A 21816-nucleotide genomic window follows, 5' to 3' on the forward strand; every position below is an offset into this window, starting at 1 on the left:
GAAATCGCTCAGGTATCGACACTGATACGCAAACCCGCGGCGATCGCCATGGGGGCGAGCGCGATCGACATACACAGCAGAGCCCCGAGAATCGCCAGAAAAGGCCCTGCCGGATTGCCATTCAACGCCGCTTGCACGGCGCCACTGCCGAAGATTAGCACCGGCATGTAAAATGGCAGAATCAGCAGGGAAATGAGCATGCCGCCACGCTTCAATCCCACGGTCAGCGCGGCGCCAATGCCCCCGATGAGGCTGAGCACGGCGGTGCCCAGCAGAAGGCTCGCCGCGAGCGCGGGAATAGCGCCCGGCGCAAGGCCCAGCATCAGCGCAAACAGGGGCGAAGCCAGCCCCAGCAGCAGGCCCGTGAGCAACCAGTGCGCCAGCACATAGGCCAGCGCCGAGAAATACAGTGGCTGAGGTGCCAGCAGCAACTGTTCCAGGCTACCGTCCTCGAGGTCACTGCGGAACACCGCATCGGAGGTGAGCAGATTTGAGAGCAGGGCCACAATCCACAGGATACCCGGAGCAAACGCCGCCAGGGTATCGGGTGCGGGACCCAGGCCGAGGGGGAACAGCGCCACCACCATGGCAAAGAATAGCAGCGGATTACCGAGCTCTACCGGCCGGCGCAGCCCCAACACCAGTTGTCTGCGCAGCAGGCGCAGGCAGAACGTGACAGTGGCTGCAGGGGTCATTGCAGGGTACCCGTGGCGAGGTCCAGCCGCAGCAACGGGTAGGCCAGGGTAACCGGCTGGTGTGAGGTCAGGAGCACACCACCGCCCTGCTCGAGGTGCTGCAGCAGACGCACTTCCAGTGCCCCGACGCCCGCCCGGTCAATAGCCGTGAAGGGCTCGTCCAGCAGCCACAACGGCGCCCGGGACAGGTACAGCCGAGCCAGATTGACGCGGCGATGCTGGCCGGCGGAAAGGGCGTGGCTGGGCACATCCTCGTAGCCATAGAGGTTGACGGCCGCCAGCGCGGCGTCGATCTCCGCCGCGCTGAAATCCGCCTCCCCCGCCACGTGCCAGGCCAGGTTTTCCCGCGGCGTAAGCAACCCCTTCACGGCACTTTGATGGCCGAGGAACAGCTGGGCGGCCCTGTGCTCGACATGCCCGGCGAAACCGTAGCGGGAAAGCCCGGCAAGAATGCGCAGCAGACTGGTTTTGCCGGCGCCGTTGGCGCCCTCGATCTGTACCAGCTGACCGCGTCGCAGCTGCAGGCTTATGCCGCTGAACAGCTCCCTGCCACCGCGCTCCAGGCTCAACCCAGACGCACTGAGCAATACACCATCTGCCGCGCCGCCGTCTGTCACCTAGAGGTTGACGACGCGGATGGCGGGCAGGTGAAGGTCGCGATCGACCTCGGCGCGCAGGTTGCTGAAATCAAACAGGGCGGTATCCGCCAACTGCGAGGGGGCCACGTTGCAAATTCCGCGGAAAATGGTTTCTGTGCGACCCGGGTACTGGCGCTCCCAGTCCGCAAGCATCTGCTTGATCTGCACCCGCTGCAGGTTCTCCTGGGAACCGCAGAGATTGCAGGGAATGATCGGGAACGCCTTGTAGTCCGCATAGGCTACCAGGTCTTTTTCCTTGCAGTACGCCATCGGCCGAATGACCACGTTGCGCTTGTCATCGCTGAGCAGCTTCGGCGGCATCGCTTTCAGGCTGCCACCGAAAAACAGGTTCAGGAACAGGGTTTCGACGATGTCGTCACGGTGATGCCCGAGGGCGATTTTGGTGGCGCCGATATCGGCGGCGAAACCGTACAGGCTGCCCCGCCGCAGGCGCGAACAAAGGCCGCAGGTTGTCTTGCCCTCGGGGATCACCGAGCGCACCACGCTGTAGGTATCTTTCTCCAGGATGTAATAGGGAACATCCAGCGCTTCCAGGTAGGCCGGCAGCACGTGCTCCGGAAAGCCGGGTTGCTTCTGGTCGAGGTTGACCGCTATCAGTTCAAAGTCCACCGGTGCGCTGCTGCGCAGGGCCATCAGCACGTCCAGCATGGCGTAGGAATCCTTGCCCCCGGACAGACACACCATAACCCGGTCACCGGCTTCAATCATGCTGTAATCGGCGATGGCATTGCCCACATTACGCCGCAAGCGCTTTTGCAACTTGTTGAATTCGGTTCTTTCTTTTCTGGAAAGCTCGCGCACTAGCCGCCTGCCACTGATCACCCGGAAGCGGCGCATTTTACAGGCAGCGGCTTGTTTTTTCACCCGTTTCACTCGACAATATCGCCCCCTTGTTTGCCATCAACCCGACCCTTGAGGACTCCCTGCCCATGAAAGCACCTGTTCGAGTGACCGTTACCGGCGCCGCCGGCCAAATTGGCTACGCGCTGCTGTTCCGTATCGCCTCCGGCGCCATGCTGGGCGACGATCAGCCCGTGATCCTGCAGTTGCTGGACATCACGCCGGCCATGGAAGCCCTCAACGGCGTGCGCATGGAGCTGGACGACTGCGCGTTCCCGCTGCTGACCAACATCATCTGCACCGACGACCCCGCTGTCGCCTTCAAGGACACCGACTACGCCCTGCTCGTGGGTGCACGCCCCCGCGGCCCCGGCATGGAGCGCAAGGATCTGCTGGAAGCCAACGCCGCCATCTTCTCGGTGCAGGGCAAGGCCATCGACGCGCACGCCAGCCGCAACATCAAGGTACTGGTGGTGGGTAACCCGGCGAATACCAACGCCCTCATCACCCAGCGCAATGCGCCGGACATCAACCCGCGCAACTTCACCGCCATGACCCGCCTGGATCACAACCGCGCGATGACGCAGATTGCGCAGAAGACTGGCAAAACCGTCAACGACGTGAAAAAGATGACCATATGGGGCAACCACTCCGCCACCCAGTACCCCGATCTGTTCAATGCTGAAGTCGATGGCAGCAAAGCCATCACCCTGATCGATCAGGCATGGTACGAAGGCGACTTCATTCCCACGGTGCAACAGCGTGGCGCGGCAATCATCAAGGCCCGTGGTGCGTCCTCGGCCGCCTCTGCTGCCAACGCCGCCATCGACCACATGCGCAGCTGGGCGTTGGGTACGGAAGGTGACGACTGGGTCTCCATGGGCGTTTATTCCGACGGGTCCTATGGCATTGCCGAGGGCCTCATCTACTCCTTCCCCTGCCGCTGCAACAACGGCGACTGGGAAATCGTCCAGGGCGTCGACGTTGGCGACTTCAGCCGCGGCAAAATGCAGGCCACCGAGCAGGAACTGGCCGAGGAACGCGATGCCGTTGCGCATTTGCTGCCCTGAATGACGGCTTCTGAACCGCAAGCCGCCCGGCAACGCAACTACCATCACGGCAACTTGCGGGCGGAACTGCTGGATTCGGCACTGGAGCAGCTCGAGACTGCCGGTGCCGACGCGTTGAGCCTGCGGGCGCTCGCCCGCGGTGTCGGCGTCTCGCAGACAGCACCCTACCGGCACTTCAACGACAAAGGCGACCTGCTCGCCGCGCTGGCGGCGGTCGGCTACCGACGCCTGCTAAACGACTTGCGTCAAGCGGCGGAGGAAACCGGCGATTGCCCTGAGGAACAACTGCACGCACTGGCGAACAGCTACGTGGCCTACGCCGGACGCTACCCGCAAATGTTCAAGCTGATGTTCGGGCCCGCCGTACAACCCGCTGAGACCTACCCGGAACTGCGCGAGGCAAGCCGCGACACCTTCCAGCAGGTGCAGTCCATCCTCCAGCACGGTATCGAGCGCGGCACCTTCCGTGAACTCGACCTCGCCTACCTGACCAACGCGGCCTGGGCTGGCATTCACGGCCTCGCCACCCTGCTGGTTGACGCCCCCCAGCTGTTCCGGCGCCACATTGACCTGCAGCGACAAATTCAGCTGAGCGTGCAAACCTTTATCGACGGCATCAGCACGCACTGATCCTTGAGCGCAGCGCCTAGAGCTCGCGCAGCACGGCCAATGGCGGGCTGGAAACCACTTTCCGACAACTGAACACACCCAGGCCAGCAATTAGCAGCGCGCCGCCCCCGATACCCACGGGCCACACCCAGGGCGAAGGGGCATAAGCCATGCCCATGACCTGGGCCTGCAAGATATACACAGACAACTCTGCCCCCACGGTGGCGAGCACGCCGGCGAACACCCCCAGCGCGGCAAACTCGATCCACAGGCCACCCAGCACCAGGCGCCGGCGGGCGCCCAGGGCACGCAGAATCGAGCTTTCGTGCATGCGGGCATCCACGCTGGCCTGCACACCCGCCACCAGAACCAGAGCGCCCGCGGCCATGATGACCGCGAGCACCAGCTCCACCGCCGAGGACACCTGGCTGACGATGCCGCGTACCTGCGCAACCACCACATCCATCTCAACCACCGTGACCGTGGGGAACTGTCGAATAAACCCGTTCAGAAACGGTTTCTGCGCCGGCTGCAGATAGAAACTGGTCATGAAGGTCGCAGGGTACGGGGCCAGCAGGCGCGGCGGAAATACCAGCCAGAAGTTGGGATTGAAGGATTGCCAGTCCAACTCACGAATGCTGGTGACCGTGGCCTCGAAGGGCTCTGACCCCACCTGAAAGCCGATTCTATCACCCAACCCCACGCCGAAGCGCTCGGCAAACTCGACTTCGAGCGACACCTCGGCGGCATCGCTGCGCGGTGCCCACCAGCGGCCTTCCAGCAGGCGGTTATCTCCGGGTAACGTGTCTGCCCAGGTGAAATTGGCTTCGCGCTGACGGCGCCCCTCTTCGGGGTCGTCCGTCTGCGGCAGGGCCACACCGTTCACCGACAGGATGCGCCCGCGTATCATCGGGTACAGCGGCGCCCCGGGAATATCGCCGCTGCGCAGCAGTTGCTCCACGCCCTGCACGTCTTCAGGGGCAATATTCAAGGCGAAATGATTAGGGGTATTTTCCGGCAGCTGGGTTTGCCAGGCATCTATCAGCGATGTGCGCACCAGCAGCAACACCAGTAGCAACATGATAGCCATGGCAAATATCACCACCTGCAGCGCATTGGCGGTGCCACGCCGCTGCAGGCCCGCCAGCGCCAGACGCCAGATACTGCCGGCACTCATACCCACAAGGCGGCCGCCGCGCAGCAGTGTAAGCGCCAGGCCGAGCCCGAGGAACACAGTGGCGGCCAACCCGCTCAACACCGCGAGGGTGATTTTCCAGTCACCGCTGTACCACCACATGAGGCCGGATACGGCGGCCAGGCCCACCGCGTAATCGGTGAGGGTGCGCCGCTGTTCCTGTGGCATGTCGCGACGCAGCACACGCAATGGACTGGCCTGACTCAAGCGGCGCAGCGGCGGCCAGGCGAAACACAGCAGGCAGACCAGCGCGGTGGCGGCGCCAATACCGTAAGGACGAATGCCCGCGGGCCCGGGCGCCACCGGCAACTGGTCGCCGAAAAGGTTGAAGAAGGCTGACTGCAACGCCCAGCCCAGCGAGCAACCCAACAGAGTGGCCAACAAACCGAGCAGGAACAGGCTGCGACCGTAGAGACGTGTGATGCTGCCGGACGTCGCACCCAGGCTTTTCATGATGGCGACATAATCGTTGTGACGCTCACTGAAGCGACGAGCGGCCAGCGCGATGGCCACGCCGGCGAGCACCACGCCAAGGCTGCCCGCCAACAACAGAAAGCTCTCGGCTCGCTGCAGCGCCTCGCCGAGGCCCGGCTGCCCCTCATTCACATCCAGCAGCCGCTGCCCTTCCCCGAGTTGCGCTTGCAGCCAGCGCTCAAAGCTCTCGACGGCAGCGGGCTCCCCGGCATACAGCTGGCGGTATTCTACCCGGCTGCCGGGCTGTACCACGGCGGTCGCGGCGATATCGGCGTAATGCATCAATACGCGCGGCCCCAGGCCGAGGAAAGAGCCGCCCTGGTCAGGCTCGGTGCGCGCCGCCGCCACCACCCGAAACGCCGCCTCACCCACCGCCACGGTGTCGCCTATCGCAACATCGAGCAGCGGAAACAGCCGCGAGTCCAGCCACACGGTGCCGGGTTCGGGCCCACGGCCACCGGTGATCAAATCACCGAAGGGCTGCTCGCTGTAGCGCAGCGCTCCGCGCAGCGGGTAAGCATCGCTCACCGCCTTGACGGAGGCCAGCACCATGCCCTCGTCACCCGCGTAGACCATGGAGGGAAACGTGAGTACCTGTGCGGTACCGAGGCCCCGACGCGACGCCTCCTGCAACCAGTCCGCCGGCGCCTCGCGCCCACTGCGCACCACCCGGTCTGCGGCGAGGAAACGGTGGCTCTCCTGCGCCAGTGCCGTTTGCAGGCGCGTGGTGAAGGCGCTGATGCCGGAAACCACGGCAACCGCCAGTACCAGCGCTGCCACCAAAACACCCAGTTCGCCGCCACGCCAGTCACGCGCCAGCATGCGCGTTGCAGTCATCGACATGGCTCAGTCTCCGTCAATCAGGGCGCCGGCTTCCAGACGAAACCGGTGCTGGCAGCGCTCCGCAAGGCTCAGGTCATGGGTCACCAGGACCAGGGTGGTATTTTGCTCGCGGTTGAGTTCGAACAGCAGGTCGATGATGTGACTTCCGGTTGCGGTATCCAGGTTACCTGTGGGCTCGTCCGCGAACAGGATCGATGGCGTGTTGGCGAAGGCGCGGGCAATCGCCACCCGCTGCTGCTCACCGCCGGACATCTGCCGCGGATAGTGCTGGATACGCTCACCCAGGCCCACCCGCTCGAGAAAGGTCTGCGCCAGCGTCAATGCCTTGCCCTGCCCCTGTAACTCCAGCGGCAGCATGACGTTCTCCAGCGCGGTCAGGGCCGGCAACAACTGGAATGACTGGAACACGAAGCCGACATGCTGCCCGCGAAACAGCGCGCGCTCATCCTCGTCCAACGCGCTGATGTCGGTGCCGTCGATGACCACCCTGCCGGCACTCGCCTCGTCCAGCCCGGCCAGCAAGCCCAGCAATGTGGATTTGCCGGATCCGGAGGCACCGATGATGGCCACCGACTCCCCCGACTTGATTTCCAGAGTGATCCCTTTCAGTATCTCCAGCTCGCTGCCCGCCATGGGCACCCGTTTCTGGAGATTTTCAGCCTTGATCATGTCGCGATTCCTTTTCGCACTGATACGCACTTCACGCGCCGCCGGATTGTGTCTGCTGCTGGCAATGCCGCAGTCGGCCCTGGCCGAGAAAGCCCTGCTTGTGTTGGGTGATAGTATCAGCGCGGCCTACGGCATGTCTCTGGAACAGGGTTGGGTGAGCCTGCTTGCCGCACAACTGCGCAGCAGCCACCCTGACTACACGGTGGTCAACGCCAGCATCAGCGGCGAAACCACGGGTGGTGGCCTGCGCCGACTGCCAGACCTGCTGGCGCAACACCGCCCGCGGGTGGTGGTGCTGGAGCTGGGTGGCAACGATGGCCTGCGCGGCCACCCACCCGCCCGGATTCGCAGCAACCTGCTGCGCATGGCGGAACTGGCCGAAGACAGTGGCGCCACAGTGTTGCTGCTGCCCATGGAGATCCCCCCGAACTACGGCAAGCGCTACACCGCTGCCTTTCGGGAGAGTTTCGCCGCCGTGGCGCAACAAACCGACGCACGCCTGGGGCCCTTCATTCTCGACGGTATCGCCACAGATGCCGCGCTGATGCAGGATGATGGCATTCACCCTACCGCCGCAGCACAACCCTTGATGCTCGACAATATTATCGCAAGCCTGCTGGAGATTCTGTGACCGCAACAGCACCCGACTGGATGCAGCTGCAAACTGCCGACGCCGCCCATATCTGGCACCCCTACGCATCCGCCATTGATCCGCCTGAGGTTTATCCTGTGCGCAGCGCGCGCGGGGTGCGCCTCACCCTCACCGACGGTCGCGAGCTGATCGACGGTATGGCGTCCTGGTGGTGCGCTATCCACGGTTACAACCACCCGGTGCTGAACCGGGCCGCACAGGCCCAGCTCGAGTCCATGTCGCATGTCATGTTTGGCGGCCTGACCCACGCCCCGGCCGTGCGCCTCGCACAGCTGCTGGCGGACATCACGCCCCCTGCGCTGGAACGGGTGTTCTTCAGTGACTCCGGCTCCGTGGCCGTGGAAGTCGCGCTGAAAATGGCCATCCAGTACTGGTACTCGACCGGCCACCCGGAAAAGCAGAAATTCGTCGCCCTGCGCAACGGCTATCACGGCGACACGTTTGGCGCGATGTCCGTATGCGACCCGGTCACCGGCATGCACCACCTGTTCGGCGATGTGTTGCCGCAACACCATTTCGCCCCGGCACCGACCACCCCCTTCGGAGAAACCTGCGACGACAGCGCGATGGCGGCCATGGAGGAACTACTGGCGACCCACCATCGGCAACTGGCAGCGGTGATTGTCGAGCCGGTCGTGCAGGGTGCCGGCGGCATGCGCTTCTACTCGGCGGACTATCTGGTGCGCCTGCGGGCGCTCTGTGACGCCTTCGACGTGCTACTGGTATACGACGAAATCGCTACCGGCTTCGGCCGCACCGGCAAGCTTTTTGCCCTCGAGCACGCCGGTGTGGAGCCGGACATACTCTGCCTGGGGAAAGCGCTGACGGGCGGCTACATGACGCTCGCGGCCACCCTGTGTACCCGCCGCATCAGCGACGGTATCAGTGGCGGCGAAGCCGGAGCCTTCATGCACGGACCGACCTTCATGGGCAATCCGCTGGCCTGTGCGACCGCCGTGGCCAGCGTGGAATTGCTGCTGTCACAGCCCTGGCAACGCTGTGTGCAGCGCATTCAGCGCGGCCTCGAGAGCGGGCTCGCGCCGGCGCGGGACCTGCCCGGCGTCACCGATGTGCGCACCCTGGGTGCGATCGGTGTTATCGAGCTTGCAGAGCCCGTGGACATGCGGGAGGTGCAGCCGCTGTTCGTACAGCGGGGCGTCTGGGTGCGACCCTTCGGCCGGCTGGTTTACTGCATGCCGCCCTACATCATGCAGGACGACGACCTGGCCACACTCACCTCGGCCATGGTGGCTACGGTAGCCGAGGTGTGCGCGGCCAGGTAATCCTCAGGGCATAAACTCGCCAGCCTGTTGCAGACGCTCAAGCACGGCGGCACTGGCGTCGCGCACGGCGGCCCAGTGCTCCAGGGCATCCGCGAAGCCACAGGCATACTGGCGGAAGACCTGCAGCAGCTCTGCCTCGCTACTGCCCGCTGGCACACCCCGCATCATAACCGGGGACTGCTGTTCCGCCAGCAGCGCCTGTATTTCCCCCAGGGCGCGCTGCAGATAGGCCTGCCAGGCCTCTGAGCCCACCTGCACCGCTTTCTGCTGCTGGTTGCCGATCATCCCCAGTTGACTGGCGTGGCTGTGCGCCACCTCGGTGCGAAAGTCCAGTAACAGGTCGCGGTCCGAACGCGCTGCAATCCGTCGTGCATCCTCCGCCACATGGCGCAGGCGCAACAATGGGCCGGAGGCGTCCTTGTAGTCGATGTGGTCGGTGAGGTAGCGCGCGAACAATGGAATACCGCCAGTGGCTGCGATCGGTTCACGGATACTGAAGTGGCGCTCTTCCAACGGCATGTGTGGCACGCACCAGGGGTACTCCAGCGAGCAGGCGCGGGGATGGATCGCTTCCACCATGGCCCCGAACAGCCGATCCTCACCGCGAAAAGCCGGAAAATACGGCGGTAGCAGCGCCGTATTATCCAACCCCGTCATCTGCGACATCGACGCCACTTTGATCAGCGACAGACGGGGGCTTCCCAGCCAGTTGCAGCGGTTCTCGATGATGTCCACCAGTGATGCCTCCTGCCCCAGCAGCCGGGTCAGGGAGGCGTCCTGCAGGGAGAGCACCCAGTGCGCGGATGACGTACCCGGGTCACCCCAGGAGCCACTCTGGGTCACCAGAATCGGCGCGTCTGCCTCCAGCACGCTCGCCAGCGAGGCGTTAACGCCCCGCAGCTGCTCCTCCGCCAAGCTGCCCTGCCCCGCCGCTTCCACCACGGCGCCGACGGTGCGCCCCAGCAAACTGGCGTGGCCGCTGAGAGGGTCGAAGTCCGCCGGCACCGCCGCTCGGGCGAGTTCGTCCCGGTCCGCAAAAAAAGCGGCCTGGCGCGAGGCCATACCGCCAATGGCAAGGCCGGGCTCGGTCACCGGCGGCAACACCGCCTGGCAGAGCACATCATCATCCATGATGATGGCGCGGTAGCCCACGGACAGCAAAAGGCACAGCGTGCGCGCACGGCCATAGGTCTTGTGGCCGGACCACTGGGCCGGATCGAGGAGAAAACGCAGGCCGTTCTCGGCGGCGGGCTGCGCGGCAATGAGCCCGTCGAGAAGGGCGCGCTGCGCCTCCTCCCCGACGTAGTACATGTCGGTGGGGCTGCGTGTATTGAAAGCGGCCACCAGCTCCCGGTTGGCAGCGCGGCACTCGGCCTGGCGCGAGTCGTCGACGAGGTAGAGCGACTCGTGGCGCGATAACTTGCCGTTGCGCAACAGCGACTCCAGCAGCCGCTCCACCGCAGCAGGGCGATCACAGGTAATCACAAAGACGCGCGTGGCTGCGGGTGCCCTGCCAGCGCCCCCCGACAGACGTGCGGCAGCATCCCCGGCCCGCAACAGCATGCCGTTGGCCAATAGCCCCTCCAGAGCCTGCACAGCCAGCTCAGGACGCCCCTGCAGTTCCGGGCGTGTTGCCGCGAGCACGCTGGCATGCTCTTCAATGGTGCGAAACGTGGTGCAGGTGGTGAGGCCCTGCACCACCTGCGGTGACATCATCAACTGGCGATTGTTGTCCCGATTGATCACCAGCACCGCCGTGTCGCTTATGCGTACGAGTTCACAGTTGGCAAAGGCGACCAAGGGCGCGTGGTCGGAAGAGACTGTTGGCGTAACATCAGTGGTCATGGGGAACTATCTGACTCCGGAAATGAGCGCGGAATTCTACCAGAGTCGATCCCGACATGGCCCGGATGCGCAATAATACCGCCAGGCACGCCGGGTCACGCGGCAGGAGGCGCTGCAATCGCGTATACTACCTCGTCATTCTGCTACCGTTCACCAGCCACAGTCATGTCCAACAGCCACAGCACACAACCCCTGTTTTCCTACCGCAAGTACTGGGCGGAATGCTATGGGGCAGCCCCGGAGCTGCCGATGTCCCGCGCGGAGATGGATGCGCTGGGCTGGGACAGCTGCGACATCATCATTGTCACCGGCGATGCCTACGTGGATCACCCCAGTTTCGGCATGGCGGTTGTGGGGCGCACACTGGAGGCGCAGGGTTTCCGGGTGGGCATCATCGCCCAGCCGGACTGGACCAGCGCGGAGGCGTTCACAGCACTGGGGCGACCCAACCTGTTTTTCGGCGTGTCTGCGGGCAACATGGATTCCATGATCAACCGTTACACGGCCGACCGCAAACGGCGCAACGACGACGCCTATACACCGGGCAACGTGGGGGGCAAACGCCCTGACCGAGCGGTGATCGTGTATAGCCAGCGAGTGCGTGAGGCCTACCGGGATGTGCCCCTGATCATCGGCAGCATTGAGGCCAGCCTGCGACGCATTGCGCACTACGATTACTGGAGCGACAAGGTGCGCCGCTCCATTCTCCTCGACGCCCAGGCCGATCTGCTGCTCTACGGCAACGCGGAGCGTGCCCTGGTCGATGTTGCGCACCGCCTCGCCGCCGGCGAGCCAGTAAAACAGATTCGCGATGTGCGCGGCACAGCCTATGTCTGCAAGCGCCTGCCTGAGGCCTACCGGGTCATAGACTCCACCAGTATCGACCTGGTCGGCCCCATCGACCCGCCGGTGAACCCGTATATCGACACCAGCAGCCCCGCCTGTGCAGACGCCTCCGAAGCCGGCCAGAGCGAGGCACTGGAAGTGGTACCGGTGCGTCTGCTGGACCGGCCCGAGGCGGACGAGCAGGCGGTCATTCGCCTGCCCGCCTACGAACAGGTGCGCGACGACCCGGCGCTGTATGCCCACGCCTCGCGCATCCTGCACAAGGAAACCAACCCCTACAACGCCCGCCCCTTGGTGCAGGCCCACGGCGACCGGGATGTGTGGCTGAATCCGCCGCCCATCCCGCTGGAAACCGATGAGCTCGACCTCGTATTCGAGCAACCCTACACACGGCTGCCCCATTCCAGTTATGGTGATGCGCGCATCCCGGCTTACGAGATGATCCGCCACTCGGTGAACATCATGCGTGGCTGTTTCGGCGGCTGCACCTTTTGCTCCATTACGGAACATGAAGGACGCATCATCCAGAACCGCTCCGAGGACTCGATCATCCGCGAAGTCGAGCGTATTCGCGATACCTCCAAAGCGTTCACCGGGGTTATTTCCGACCTCGGCGGCCCCACCGCAAACATGTGGCGCGTGGCCTGCAAGAGCAAGACCATCGAGGCGGCCTGCCGCAAGCCGAGCTGCGTGTACCCCGGCATCTGCAAGAACCTGAACACCGACCAGACACCGCTGATCAGCCTTTACCGCCGTGCCCGTGCCGTGAGTGGCGTGAAAAAAGTGCTGATTGCCTCGGGGCTGCGCTACGACCTCGCGGTGGAAACGCCCGAGTACGTGGAGGAGCTGGTCAAGCACCACGTGGGCGGCTACCTGAAGATTGCCCCGGAACACACGGAAGACGGGCCGCTGTCGAAGATGATGAAGCCCGGCATGGGCACCTACGATCGCTTCAAGGCCATGTTCGAGCAGTACTCCCGGGAAGCCGGCAAGCAACAGTACCTCATCCCGTATTTCATCGCCGCACACCCGGGAACCCGGGACGAGGACATGATGAACCTTGCCCTGTGGCTGAAGCGCAACAAATTCCGCGCCGACCAGGTGCAAACGTTCTACCCCTCGCCCATGGCCACCGCCACCGCGATGTACCACAGTGGCAAGAACCCGTTGAAACGCGTCAGCCGGCAGAGCGACTCCATGCCCACCGTGCGCAAACTGTCGCAGCGCCAACTGCACAAGGCCTTCCTGCGTTATCACGACCCGGAAAACTGGCCCGAACTGCGCACTGCGCTGAAGAAGATGGGCCGGGCTGACCTGATCGGCAATGGCAAGCTGCACCTGGTACCGCCCCGGCAACCGGCCAAGCGCCACGCCACCGTCCCCGCCGGCACGCGCGCTTTCGCCACCCAGCACAATGGACTGCCCCGCAACCCGGCGCGACGCAAGCGGCGCTGAGTCAGCCCCGGGGCTGCAGCACAGCACCCTGTATACCGCCGCCAGGCCGGCATTACACCGAAACAGGACCCTCCCGTGAGCACTGAATCCTTTAGCGCACTGCCGCTGCACCCCGACCTGCTGGCCAATCTTGACTCGCTGGACTACCACCGGATGACGCCGATACAGGCAAAAAGCCTGCCGCCGATTCTTGCCGGGCGGGATGTCATCGCCCAGGGTAAAACCGGCTCCGGCAAGACCGCAGCTTTCGGACTGGGGCTGCTGCAACAACTGGAGGTCAAGCAGTTTGCGGTGCAGGCGCTGGTGCTCTGCCCCACACGAGAACTTGCCGACCAGGTCGCCAACGAATTGCGGCGCCTGGCACGCGGCATCCACAACATCAAGATCCTCACCCTCTGTGGCGGCGTGGCCTTTGGCCCGCAGATTGGCTCGCTGGCACACGGAGCGCACATCATTGTCGGCACGCCGGGACGTATTGAAGAGCACTTGCGCAAAGGTACCTTGAAACTTGCGGCGCTGCGCACCCTGGTACTTGACGAAGCCGACCGCATGCTCGACATGGGGTTTCAGCCGTCGCTGGATGCCATTCTAGAGTACGTTCCCGCACCGCGGCAGACCCTCCTGTTCAGCGCCACGTTTCCAGCGGGGATTGCCGACATCGCACAGCGCGTGATGCAGGAACCACTGCAGGTGCAGGTCGAGTCAACCCATGACAGTGGCACCATCGCCCAGGCTTTTCACCGGGTCGCAGACGACGAGCGCATGACCGCACTGCGCCAACTCTTGCTGCAGCAGCGACCCGATTCCGCCGTGGTGTTCTGCAACACCCGACAGGAGTGTGCCGCCGTCGCCGGCGACCTGCGCCGCAGTGGCTTCAGTGTGCTTGCCCTGCACGGCGATCTGGAACAGCGCGACCGGGATCGCACCCTGGTCCAGTTCGCCAACAAGAGCCTGTCCGTGCTCGTCGCAACCGACGTCGCCGCGCGCGGCCTGGACATCGACGCACTGGACGCGGTGATCAACTACCACATCCCGCGTGACCTCGACGTGTACATTCACCGCATCGGTCGCACCGGCCGTGCCGGCAGGCGCGGTTTGGCCTGCACTCTGTTCAGCGACAAGGAGCAGCACAAACTGGCGAAGCTCGAGGCACTGCTGGGGCAGCCTGTCACCCCGGCGGCGCTACCGCCGGCGAGCGTGCTGGAACAGCCGGGCTACAAACCGCCCATGGTGACCCTGGAGATCGGTGCGGGCAAGAAGCAGAAGTTGCGCCCGGGGGACATTCTGGGCGCTTTGACGGGAGAAAACGGTGTTGACGGCAGTGCCGTGGGCAAGATTACCCTGCAAGACAACTGTGCGTTTGTTGCGGTAGCGCGCGCTGCCGCCGGCGATGCCCTGTACAAACTTCAGCAAGGCAAGCTGAAGGGGCGCAGCGTGCGTGCCCGTGCGCTGGACACACGCGACTAGATCGCGGCGACCTTGCCGCACGCACACACGTTGCCGTGGCGGCGCTTCAAGGGCCCGCGTGACAGCGGCTGACAAAGTCACCCAATAAGCGGAACTCGGCCCGGCGCGGTGTTTTCCGCCGCCACATCAAGCCGATGCTGCGCGCGACATTGGGCTCGCTGAACTCGCTGATACACACGTTGGTACCTGAGAGTATATGGGCATCCAGGGCCATGCGCGGCAACAGGGTAATGCCGATGCCGTTTGCTACCATTTGCACAATCGTATTGAGGCTGGTGGCCTGGTAGGGCACCGACACATCGGAATCGCGCAGTTTACAGGCCTCCAGTGCGTGCTCACGCAAGCAGTGACCATCCTCGAGCAGCAACAGCCCCTCGCCTTTCAACTGCGCCGTGCGCACCACAGGCTGCCCCGCCAGTTCATGGCCGGGCGGGCTGGCCAGCAGGAAATCATCGCTGAACAGAGGCATGGTTTCCACACCCTCCGCCGGAAACGGCAGCGCCAGAAGCAGTACATCCAGCTCCCCGTGATGCAGCGCCGTGACCAGATGCTGGCTGAGATCCTCGCGGATAAACAGCTGAAATGCGGGGTACTGTTCACGCAGACGGTTCAGCAGCCGCGGCAGGATGAACGGCGCCACGGTCGGAATAACACCCAGGCGCATTTTGCCCGAGAAAGGCTCGGCTGCCGCATCGCACAGGGTCACAAGGTCTTCCACCTCCCGCAGCAGATCCTGGCTGCGGCGCACCACATCCTCGCCCAGTGTGGTCAGCAACACTTGCCGGTTGTTGCGCTCCACCAGTGACACGCCGAGCGTGTCCTCGAGCTCCAGAACACCGGCACTCAACGTGGACTGGCTGACATGGCAGGCCTTCGCCGCCTGGCCGAAATGGGCGTACTCAGCCACCGCGCAGAGGTAGCGCAACTGCTTCAATGTCGGTTGTCTGCTCATGCTCATTCAATCGCTTTTCTCACGCAGATTTAACCACTTTTCAAGCTGGACGAATAGCAAGCGATAGCCTAGTTTATTAACACCGCACGTCAGTGTCGGCACTCTATCGCCAACAGGAGAAACGCCATGTCCTTGAAAGGCAGTCAAACCGAACAAAATCTCAAAGATGCGTTTGCAGGTGAATCCCAGGCCAACCGTCGCTACCTGTATTTTGCGGCCAAAGCTGATGTCGAAGGCTACAACGATGTGGCGGCGGTATTTCGCTCAACGGCGGAAGGCGAAACGGGCCACGCACACGGCCACCTCGAGTATCTGGAGGAAACCGGTGATCCCGCCACAGGCCTGCCCATCGGTGCCACCGCTGACAACCTCAAGGCGGCCATTGCCGGTGAAACCCATGAGTACACCGACATGTACCCGGGCATGGCAAAGACAGCGCGCGACGAAGGCTTTGATGAAATAGCCGACTGGATGGAGACGCTGGCCAAGGCAGAGCGCAGCCACGCCAACCGCTTCCAGAAAGCACTGGATACGCTGGACGCCTGAACCGGCTGCCGGCACCTGCCGACGCCACTCTGGCTGTACCTGAGAACGGGTTCGTGGCGCCCCCGCGAACCCGTTTTTCGTGATCAACCGCAGACGAGGAATGCGCCGTGAGAGAAGGAAGCCTGGAAGCCCCCATACGACACCCGGTTGCATGGCGCTCGGATGACTTCTGGGATCAGGCCAAACTCGACGCGGAACTGGAGCGCGTCTACGACATCTGCCATGGCTGCCGGCGCTGCGTGAGCCTGTGCGACAGTTTCCCCACCCTGTTCGACCTTGTCGATGAATCCGAAACCCTGGAGGTAGACGGCGTCGCAAAATCCGACTACCACAAGGTGGTCGAGCAATGTTACCTCTGCGACCTCTGTTACATGACCAAGTGCCCCTACGTGCCCCCGCACGAGTGGGCGGTGGACTTTCCTCACCTGATGCTGCGCGCCAAAGCCAACCATTTTCGCAAGGAAGGCGCGCGACTGCGCGACCGGGTCCTCACCAGTACCGATCGTACCTTCGGCCTCGCGACCATTCCGCTGGTGGATATCACGGTGAATGCGCTGAACAACAACAGCACGTTCCGCCGGGCGCTGGAGTCGGGCTTTGGCATTCACCACGCAGCGCCGCTGCCCGCCTTCAGCAGCAACACCCTGCGCAAGCGGGTCAAGCCCCTGGTGCGCAACCTGGCCCCCGAGGCAGTGGGTGAAACCACCGGCAAGGTCGCGCTTTATGCCACCTGCTATGGCAACTACAACAGCCCGCACATCGGCGAGGATTTCATCAGGGTATTCCAGCACAACGGCATCCACATCGATATCGTGCCCAAAGAGAAATGCTGTGGCATGCCCAAGCTGGAACTGGGCGACCTGGATGCGGTGGAAAAGCTGCAGAAAGCCAACATCCCTGTGCTCGCGAAACTGGTAGACGAGGGCTACGATCTTATTGCCCCCATTCCCTCCTGCGTGCTCATGTACAAGCAGGAACTGCCCCTGCTGTTTCCCGAAGATCCCGACGTACAGAAAGTGAAACAGGCCTTCTACGACCCGTTCGAATATCTCTGGCTGCGCCACAAGGGTGGCGCCCTGCAGACGGAATTCCCCAACGCGATGGGCAATATCGCCTATCAGGTAGCCTGCCACCAGCGGGTGCAGAACATCGGTCTGAAAACCCGCGACGTATTGCAACTCGTGCCGGGGACGGCCGTCACCGCTCAGGAACGCTGCTCCGGCCACGATGGCACCTATGCGATCAAACAGGAAACCCGCGACAAGTCAGTCAAGATTGCCCGACCTGTGGTACGCAAGATCGATCAGCAGGCAGCGGACCACTTCATGAGCGACTGCCCGATGGCGGCTACGCACATCGCCAACCTGTCAGAGAAGGTAGACCGGGCAGAACATCCCATGACCTTGTTGCGTAAGGCCTACGGCCTGTAATTGGAAGGAGACATTTATGCGCCCGTTAACACGCGCAGACCTCTGGTCACTGGAAGAGTACGCTGAGGAACGCCCCCGGTTTCGCAGCCAGGTACTCGAGCACAAGAAAACACGACAACTCTCGCTCGGCGAGCATGCCCGCCTCTACTTCGAGGATGCGCTGACCATCAAGTACCAGATCCAGGAAATGTTGCGCATTGAAAAAGTGTTCGAAGCCAGCGGCATCAATGAGGAGCTGGAGGCCTACAACCCACTGATTCCAACTGGACACAACTGGAAGGCCACCTTCATGCTCGAGTACGCCGATCCTGTCGAGCGCGCCCGGCGGCTGGCAGAAATGATCGACATAGAAGACAGGGTCTGGCTGCAGGTGGGCGATGGCGAACGTATCTATGCCATAGCCGATGAGGATATCGAGCGCAGCAACGCGGTAAAAACCTCGTCGGTGCACTTCATGCGCTTCGAGCTGTCCCCCGATATGATCACCGCCGCCAAACGCGGCGAGCCGATTCAGGCGGGCATCGACCACCCCGCATACCCCATAGAGGGGTTCACCCTCGAGCCCGGCATACGCGAGGCGCTGACCGCCGACCTGGCAGACAACGCCGTTCGCTGAAGCACGGCAGGGCTGCTCCCGATCTCAACCGCTCTCTGCGCGCTTGCGGGTCAGGTGCGTGGCAACGGCGGTCAGCGGGTTGTCTGGCCAGGGGTGCTTGGGATAACGCCCCTTCATTTCCCTTTTCACCTCGGGGTACACATTGCGCCAGAAGGTGGCCAGGTCCTGTGTCACCTGCAGAGGCCGGCGCGCAGGCGACAACAGCTGCAGTTGCAGGGGTTGCAAGCCGCCGGCGATACGCGGGGTGTCCTCGCAGCCGAACATCTCCTGTAGCTTCACCGCCAGCACGGGGGTGTCACCGGTGTAATCAATACTGATGTTGTTGCCGGAGGGCACTTCGATACGCTCCGGTGCCAGGCGCTCCAGTTCCCGCGGCAGGGGCCAGGGCAGCAGACCGGCGAGTATGCTGCGCAGATCAACGCGGCCGAAGTCGGCCAGACGTGTGACGCCACCCAGATGGGGCAACAACCAATCGTCGATCGTAGCCAACAGGGTTGCATCGTCCAACGCGGGCCATGGCGCATCCGGGCGCGCTGGTTGCAGGTGCCGCAACAGCCTCACCCGCGCTCGCCATTGCTCCAGCCACGGTGTCCACGGCAGCACCTGCAAACCGCGCCTGTGCAGCAGTGCACGCAGTGCCTCGTCTCGGGCCCCGGCTGGCACCACTGCGAGGGTTTCGCGCCGCAGCAGCAACTGGCCTACCTGCTGCCGGCGTTCAGCAACAAACCGCTCTTGGCGATCATCCCATTCCACCCGTTCCACAACCCGTTCCAGCGGCGCCAGCACGTCTTCAAAGCGCGCACTGTCCAGCGCGGCAGCGGCATAAACACGGTCGCTGGACTGCCCCTGCACACCGCCCAGATCCGCTACCGCCAACCAGCGTGTAGCGGCCAGCGCGTCCTCCGGCGGCAGACTGGCGCTGCGGCCATTGGCCAGCTGAAAAGCGCCCGGCGCAGCGCCCGACCGGGCGCAGGCCACCCATTCCGGCCAGGCCAGCGCGATCAGCACGGCCAATTGCTCATCCGTCGAAAGGGATAGCGACCCCATCTCAACTTCATGCGCACCCGGCGCTGATCTTTGCTTGTGCGCCAGGCTGGTATAACGCCGTGCCTGCTGCCAGGTGCGCTGAAACCAGGCGCGCAGCGGCGCTTGCCGGGGCAACTCTCCCCGCAGGCACGCCAGCGCAGGGCTCAGGTCCACCCCCTCGGAAGAGAACGGGTTGCGCTCGGCGAGCAGCGCCGCGAGTAACGCTGCGGTTTCAGCCGAACCCATGTCGGCCCCGCACAGCAACATGTGGCCCAGCCGCGGGTGCAGGGGCAAGCCGGCCAACTGCACACCGTGCCGGGTCAACTGCCACTGCCCTGAGTCACGCGCAAACGCCGCCGCGCAACGCTGCAATACCTCCAGGGCCTGCTGCCAGTGTGCCGCCGGCGGGGTGTCCAGCCAAGCCAGTTCCGCGGGCGAGCTCACCCCCCAGGCCAGCAATTGCAGGGCCAGCGGCGCGAGGTCGGATTGCAGTACCTCGGGAACCCGCTGTTCCGACAGCGCGGCATACTGATCCGCACTGTACAGCCGCAGACAATAGCCGGGGGCCAGGCGGCCGGCGCGGCCAGCCCGCTGAGCCGCAGACGCCTGGGAAATTCGCCGTGTGGCAAGGCGGGTGGTACCCGTGGCAGCGGCAAACAGCGCCTGTCGCTCCAGCCCGCTGTCGATCACCGTGGTAACCCCTTCGATGGTCAGGCTGGTTTCGGCGATATTGGTCGCCAACACCACCTTGCGCTGCCCGGCATCACAGGGGTCAATCGCCGCCTGCTGCTGTGCCAGGGAAAGGCCCCCGTATAGCGGCAGTATGCGCACGTCTGCTGTCACACGGCCGGCAAGCCGCCTTTGCACACGGCGAATCTCCGCCTGCCCGGGCAGGAAAACCAGTACACTCCCGGCGCATTCTGCGAGTACGCGCTGTACGGCCCGCACTACCGGCCCCTCAACAGGCTCCGTGCTCGACAGGCCCGCGCCATATTCGATGTGCACCGGAAATTGCCGCCCCGGGGACACCAGCACGCACGGCGACTGCAACAGGCCCGCCACCGGAACCCCCTGCAGGGTCGCCGACATGACCATGATGCGCAGCGGCACGTCATCGCGAAAAAGTGCTCGACTCTGCAGTGTCAGGGCCAGGCCCAGTTCGGCATCGAGATTGCGCTCGTGGAACTCATCGAAAACAACAAGCCCCACACCAGACAGGCCCGGGTCTGCCTGCAGACGGCGCGCGAGCACACCTTCAGTGATGACCTCCACGCGTGTGGCTGCGCCGACCCGGCTTTCGAGCCGCATGCGATAGCCCACCCGCTGACCCGTCGTCTCGCCGAGGAGCTGTGCCATGCGGGCCGCCGCAGCGCGCGTGGCAACGCGTCGTGGTTGCACCAGTAGGATCGTTTGCTCTGCCAGCCACGTCTCAGAGAGCAGGGCCAGTGGCACCAGGGTGGTTTTGCCCGCCCCGGGGGGTGCCTCCAGCACGACATCACGACACGCCGCCAGTGCCTCACGCAATGGTGGCAGTATGTCGGTAACGGGCAGTGCTGGCAGGTTCGGGGCTGGCATCGCGTCATGGTAGCTGAGCACGCCGGGCTGGCCAATGCTGGTGCGCCGCGGCGACCACTTGCACCGCCCTGGTGCACACAGCCTGGTTCTTGCGTGGCTGTACACGCGCCTGCATTGCACTGTCACGCCAGCTTCAAGCCTCCGTCATGTCTTTGTCACTGTTCGAAGGCACCCTGCACCGCAGGTGGCAGGTTTATTGCAGCAACTAGCGCAGGACACACCGTACCCCCGTTGGCACCCGACTGACGACGACTACGGTTCCCGCAGAGGAGTAGCAGCCCTATGAACACCCTGGTGATGCGCAATGAAAAGAACACGCCGGCGCTGCAGCGCAGTCTGCCGGACCTCGAGTCGGTACTGCGCACGGCGCTGACCGGCCAGGCCGTGGCAGCCACATCGCTGCTGGGCACACTCGCCGCCCGCTTCGGCGGGTCATCACGGAGCAATGCCAATCGCATTACCCAGCTATTGGGTGACCTGGGTTGCGGCTTTGCCGGTCTGGAGCTGGATATCGATGGCCCGGAATTTCTGCGCCAGCGCGGGCCGGTGATCTACGTCTTCAACCACCAGAGTCTCCTCGACGCGATGATCCTGGCACGGCTACTGCGGCGCGATGTCGTACCGTTCTGCAAGCAGGAAATGGCCGGCAAGCCGCTGCTGGGCGCCCTGCTGGCCAACGCCGGTACTATTTTTGTTGATCGCGACGCAGCGGATCAGTCCGCGGTATTGCAGGCGGCGCAGGCTGTGCTTGCCGACGGTCGCTCGCTGGTGATTGCGCCGGAAGGCACCCGCAGTGCCAGCGGCGCCCTGCAGCCGTTTCGCCACGGCGCCTTCTTTTTGGCGAAAAAGGCCCGCGTGCCCATTGTGCCCATCGTTCTGCACAATGTTCACGACGCCCTGCCCAAGGGGGGATTGCTCCTGCGACCGGCTACCGTGCGGGTTTCTGTTCTGCCCCCGGTTGCGCACGATGCCGAGCGCAACGTACGCGGTTTGTGCACACAGGTGGAGGGGGCCTACCGCAGCCGGCTCGGCCAGCCACAGCGGCCACAGCTGACCTCGGCTGGATGAT

18 protein-coding genes are annotated in these 21816 nt (G+C 63.9%); 10 read left to right on the forward strand and 8 right to left on the reverse strand.

Translation table 11 applies throughout. From position 1 onward, the window contains the following. Positions 1-8: 8 nt before the first annotated feature. Genes ccmB through ttcA form a run of 3 tightly spaced genes read right to left on the reverse strand, consistent with a single transcriptional unit; the run spans position 9 to position 2155 of the window. Positions 9-695 carry a heme exporter protein CcmB gene (gene ccmB, locus EGJ68_RS11930; protein ID WP_123034731.1) on the reverse strand — a complete coding sequence of 229 codons (687 nt, stop codon included), beginning with the start codon at positions 693-695 and terminating at the stop codon, positions 9-11. After that, on the reverse strand, positions 692-1312 hold the full coding sequence (ccmA, locus tag EGJ68_RS11935; protein ID WP_233248782.1) for a cytochrome c biogenesis heme-transporting ATPase CcmA: 621 nt from the start codon (positions 1310-1312) through the stop codon (positions 692-694). Before ccmA ends, ccmB begins: the two co-directional genes overlap by 4 nt. Then, entirely contained in the window at positions 1313-2155 is an 843-nt protein-coding gene (ttcA, locus tag EGJ68_RS11940; protein WP_123034881.1) for a tRNA 2-thiocytidine(32) synthetase TtcA, read from the reverse strand. Positions 2156-2283: 128 nt separating this feature from the next. Between ttcA and EGJ68_RS11945 the strand changes: the two genes are divergently transcribed. Both EGJ68_RS11945 and EGJ68_RS11950 read left to right on the forward strand, forming a co-directional pair. Next, positions 2284-3264 carry a malate dehydrogenase gene (locus EGJ68_RS11945; protein WP_123034882.1) on the forward strand — a complete coding sequence of 327 codons (981 nt, stop codon included), beginning with the start codon at positions 2284-2286 and terminating at the stop codon, positions 3262-3264. After that, positions 3265-3894 carry a TetR/AcrR family transcriptional regulator gene (locus tag EGJ68_RS11950; protein WP_123034732.1) on the forward strand — a complete coding sequence of 210 codons (630 nt, stop codon included), beginning with the start codon at positions 3265-3267 and terminating at the stop codon, positions 3892-3894. A 16-nt stretch (positions 3895-3910) separates the two neighbouring features. Here the strand turns inward: EGJ68_RS11950 and EGJ68_RS11955 are convergent, their stop codons facing one another. After that, positions 3911-6385 (reverse strand): ABC transporter permease, encoded by a 2475-nt coding sequence (locus tag EGJ68_RS11955; RefSeq protein WP_332888883.1) that lies wholly within the window; start codon positions 6383-6385, stop codon positions 3911-3913. 3 nt (positions 6386-6388) lie between these two features. Next, the gene (locus EGJ68_RS11960; protein ID WP_123034733.1) at positions 6389-7054 is read right to left on the reverse strand and encodes an ABC transporter ATP-binding protein; all 666 of its coding nucleotides are present in this window, start codon (positions 7052-7054) and stop codon (positions 6389-6391) included. Between EGJ68_RS11960 and EGJ68_RS11965 the strand changes: the two genes are divergently transcribed. Together EGJ68_RS11965 and bioA are read left to right on the forward strand one after the other, a co-directional pair. Next, positions 7053-7685, forward strand: a complete 633-nt coding sequence (locus tag EGJ68_RS11965) for an arylesterase (RefSeq protein WP_123034734.1) — start codon at positions 7053-7055, stop codon at positions 7683-7685. The two genes, EGJ68_RS11960 and EGJ68_RS11965, sit on opposite strands and share 2 nt — an antisense overlap. A 20-nt stretch (positions 7686-7705) precedes the next feature. Beyond that, positions 7706-8989 carry an adenosylmethionine--8-amino-7-oxononanoate transaminase gene (gene bioA / locus EGJ68_RS11970; RefSeq protein WP_123034884.1) on the forward strand — a complete coding sequence of 428 codons (1284 nt, stop codon included), beginning with the start codon at positions 7706-7708 and terminating at the stop codon, positions 8987-8989. Positions 8990-8992: 3 nt separating this feature from the next. On the opposite strand, the gene EGJ68_RS11975 is transcribed toward bioA, so the two are convergent. Then, on the reverse strand, positions 8993-10834 hold the full coding sequence (locus EGJ68_RS11975) for a hypothetical protein (protein WP_123034735.1): 1842 nt from the start codon (positions 10832-10834) through the stop codon (positions 8993-8995). 165 nt (positions 10835-10999) lie between these two features. On the opposite strand from EGJ68_RS11975, the gene EGJ68_RS11980 reads away from it, so the two are divergent. Both EGJ68_RS11980 and dbpA read left to right on the forward strand, forming a co-directional pair. After that, positions 11000-13135 (forward strand): YgiQ family radical SAM protein, encoded by a 2136-nt coding sequence (locus EGJ68_RS11980; protein ID WP_123034736.1) that lies wholly within the window; start codon positions 11000-11002, stop codon positions 13133-13135. A gap of 75 nt (positions 13136-13210) precedes the next feature. Further along, a complete protein-coding gene (dbpA, locus tag EGJ68_RS11985) occupies positions 13211-14602 on the forward strand; it encodes an ATP-dependent RNA helicase DbpA (protein WP_123034737.1) in 1392 nt (463 codons plus the stop codon). 46 nt (positions 14603-14648) lie between these two features. Here the strand turns inward: dbpA and EGJ68_RS11990 are convergent, their stop codons facing one another. Then, positions 14649-15554, reverse strand: coding sequence for a hydrogen peroxide-inducible genes activator (locus tag EGJ68_RS11990; RefSeq protein ID WP_123034885.1), 906 nt, complete (start codon positions 15552-15554; stop codon positions 14649-14651). A 126-nt stretch (positions 15555-15680) separates the two neighbouring features. Here EGJ68_RS11990 and EGJ68_RS11995 point away from each other — a divergent pair, with 126 nt between their 5' ends. The 3 genes from EGJ68_RS11995 to EGJ68_RS12005 all read left to right on the forward strand — a co-directional run bounded on the left by EGJ68_RS11995 (position 15681) and on the right by EGJ68_RS12005 (position 18146). After that, positions 15681-16100, forward strand: a complete 420-nt coding sequence (locus tag EGJ68_RS11995) for a rubrerythrin family protein (protein ID WP_027948358.1) — start codon at positions 15681-15683, stop codon at positions 16098-16100. Positions 16101-16207: 107 nt separating this feature from the next. Further along, positions 16208-17530, forward strand: coding sequence for a heterodisulfide reductase-related iron-sulfur binding cluster (locus EGJ68_RS12000; RefSeq protein ID WP_123034738.1), 1323 nt, complete (start codon positions 16208-16210; stop codon positions 17528-17530). 16 nt (positions 17531-17546) lie between these two features. Beyond that, the gene (locus EGJ68_RS12005) at positions 17547-18146 is read left to right on the forward strand and encodes a DUF3501 family protein (protein WP_123034739.1); all 600 of its coding nucleotides are present in this window, start codon (positions 17547-17549) and stop codon (positions 18144-18146) included. Between the two features lie 24 nt (positions 18147-18170). On the opposite strand, the gene hrpB is transcribed toward EGJ68_RS12005, so the two are convergent. Continuing rightward, positions 18171-20747, reverse strand: coding sequence for an ATP-dependent helicase HrpB (gene hrpB / locus EGJ68_RS12010; protein ID WP_199228015.1), 2577 nt, complete (start codon positions 20745-20747; stop codon positions 18171-18173). Positions 20748-21029: 282 nt separating this feature from the next. Between hrpB and EGJ68_RS12015 the strand changes: the two genes are divergently transcribed. After that, positions 21030-21815 (forward strand): lysophospholipid acyltransferase family protein, encoded by a 786-nt coding sequence (locus EGJ68_RS12015; protein WP_123034740.1) that lies wholly within the window; start codon positions 21030-21032, stop codon positions 21813-21815. Position 21816: the final 1 nt, after the last annotated feature.

It is taken from the genome of Haliea alexandrii, from assembly GCF_003719295.1.
Classification (GTDB): Bacteria; Pseudomonadota; Gammaproteobacteria; order Pseudomonadales; family Halieaceae; genus Haliea; species Haliea alexandrii.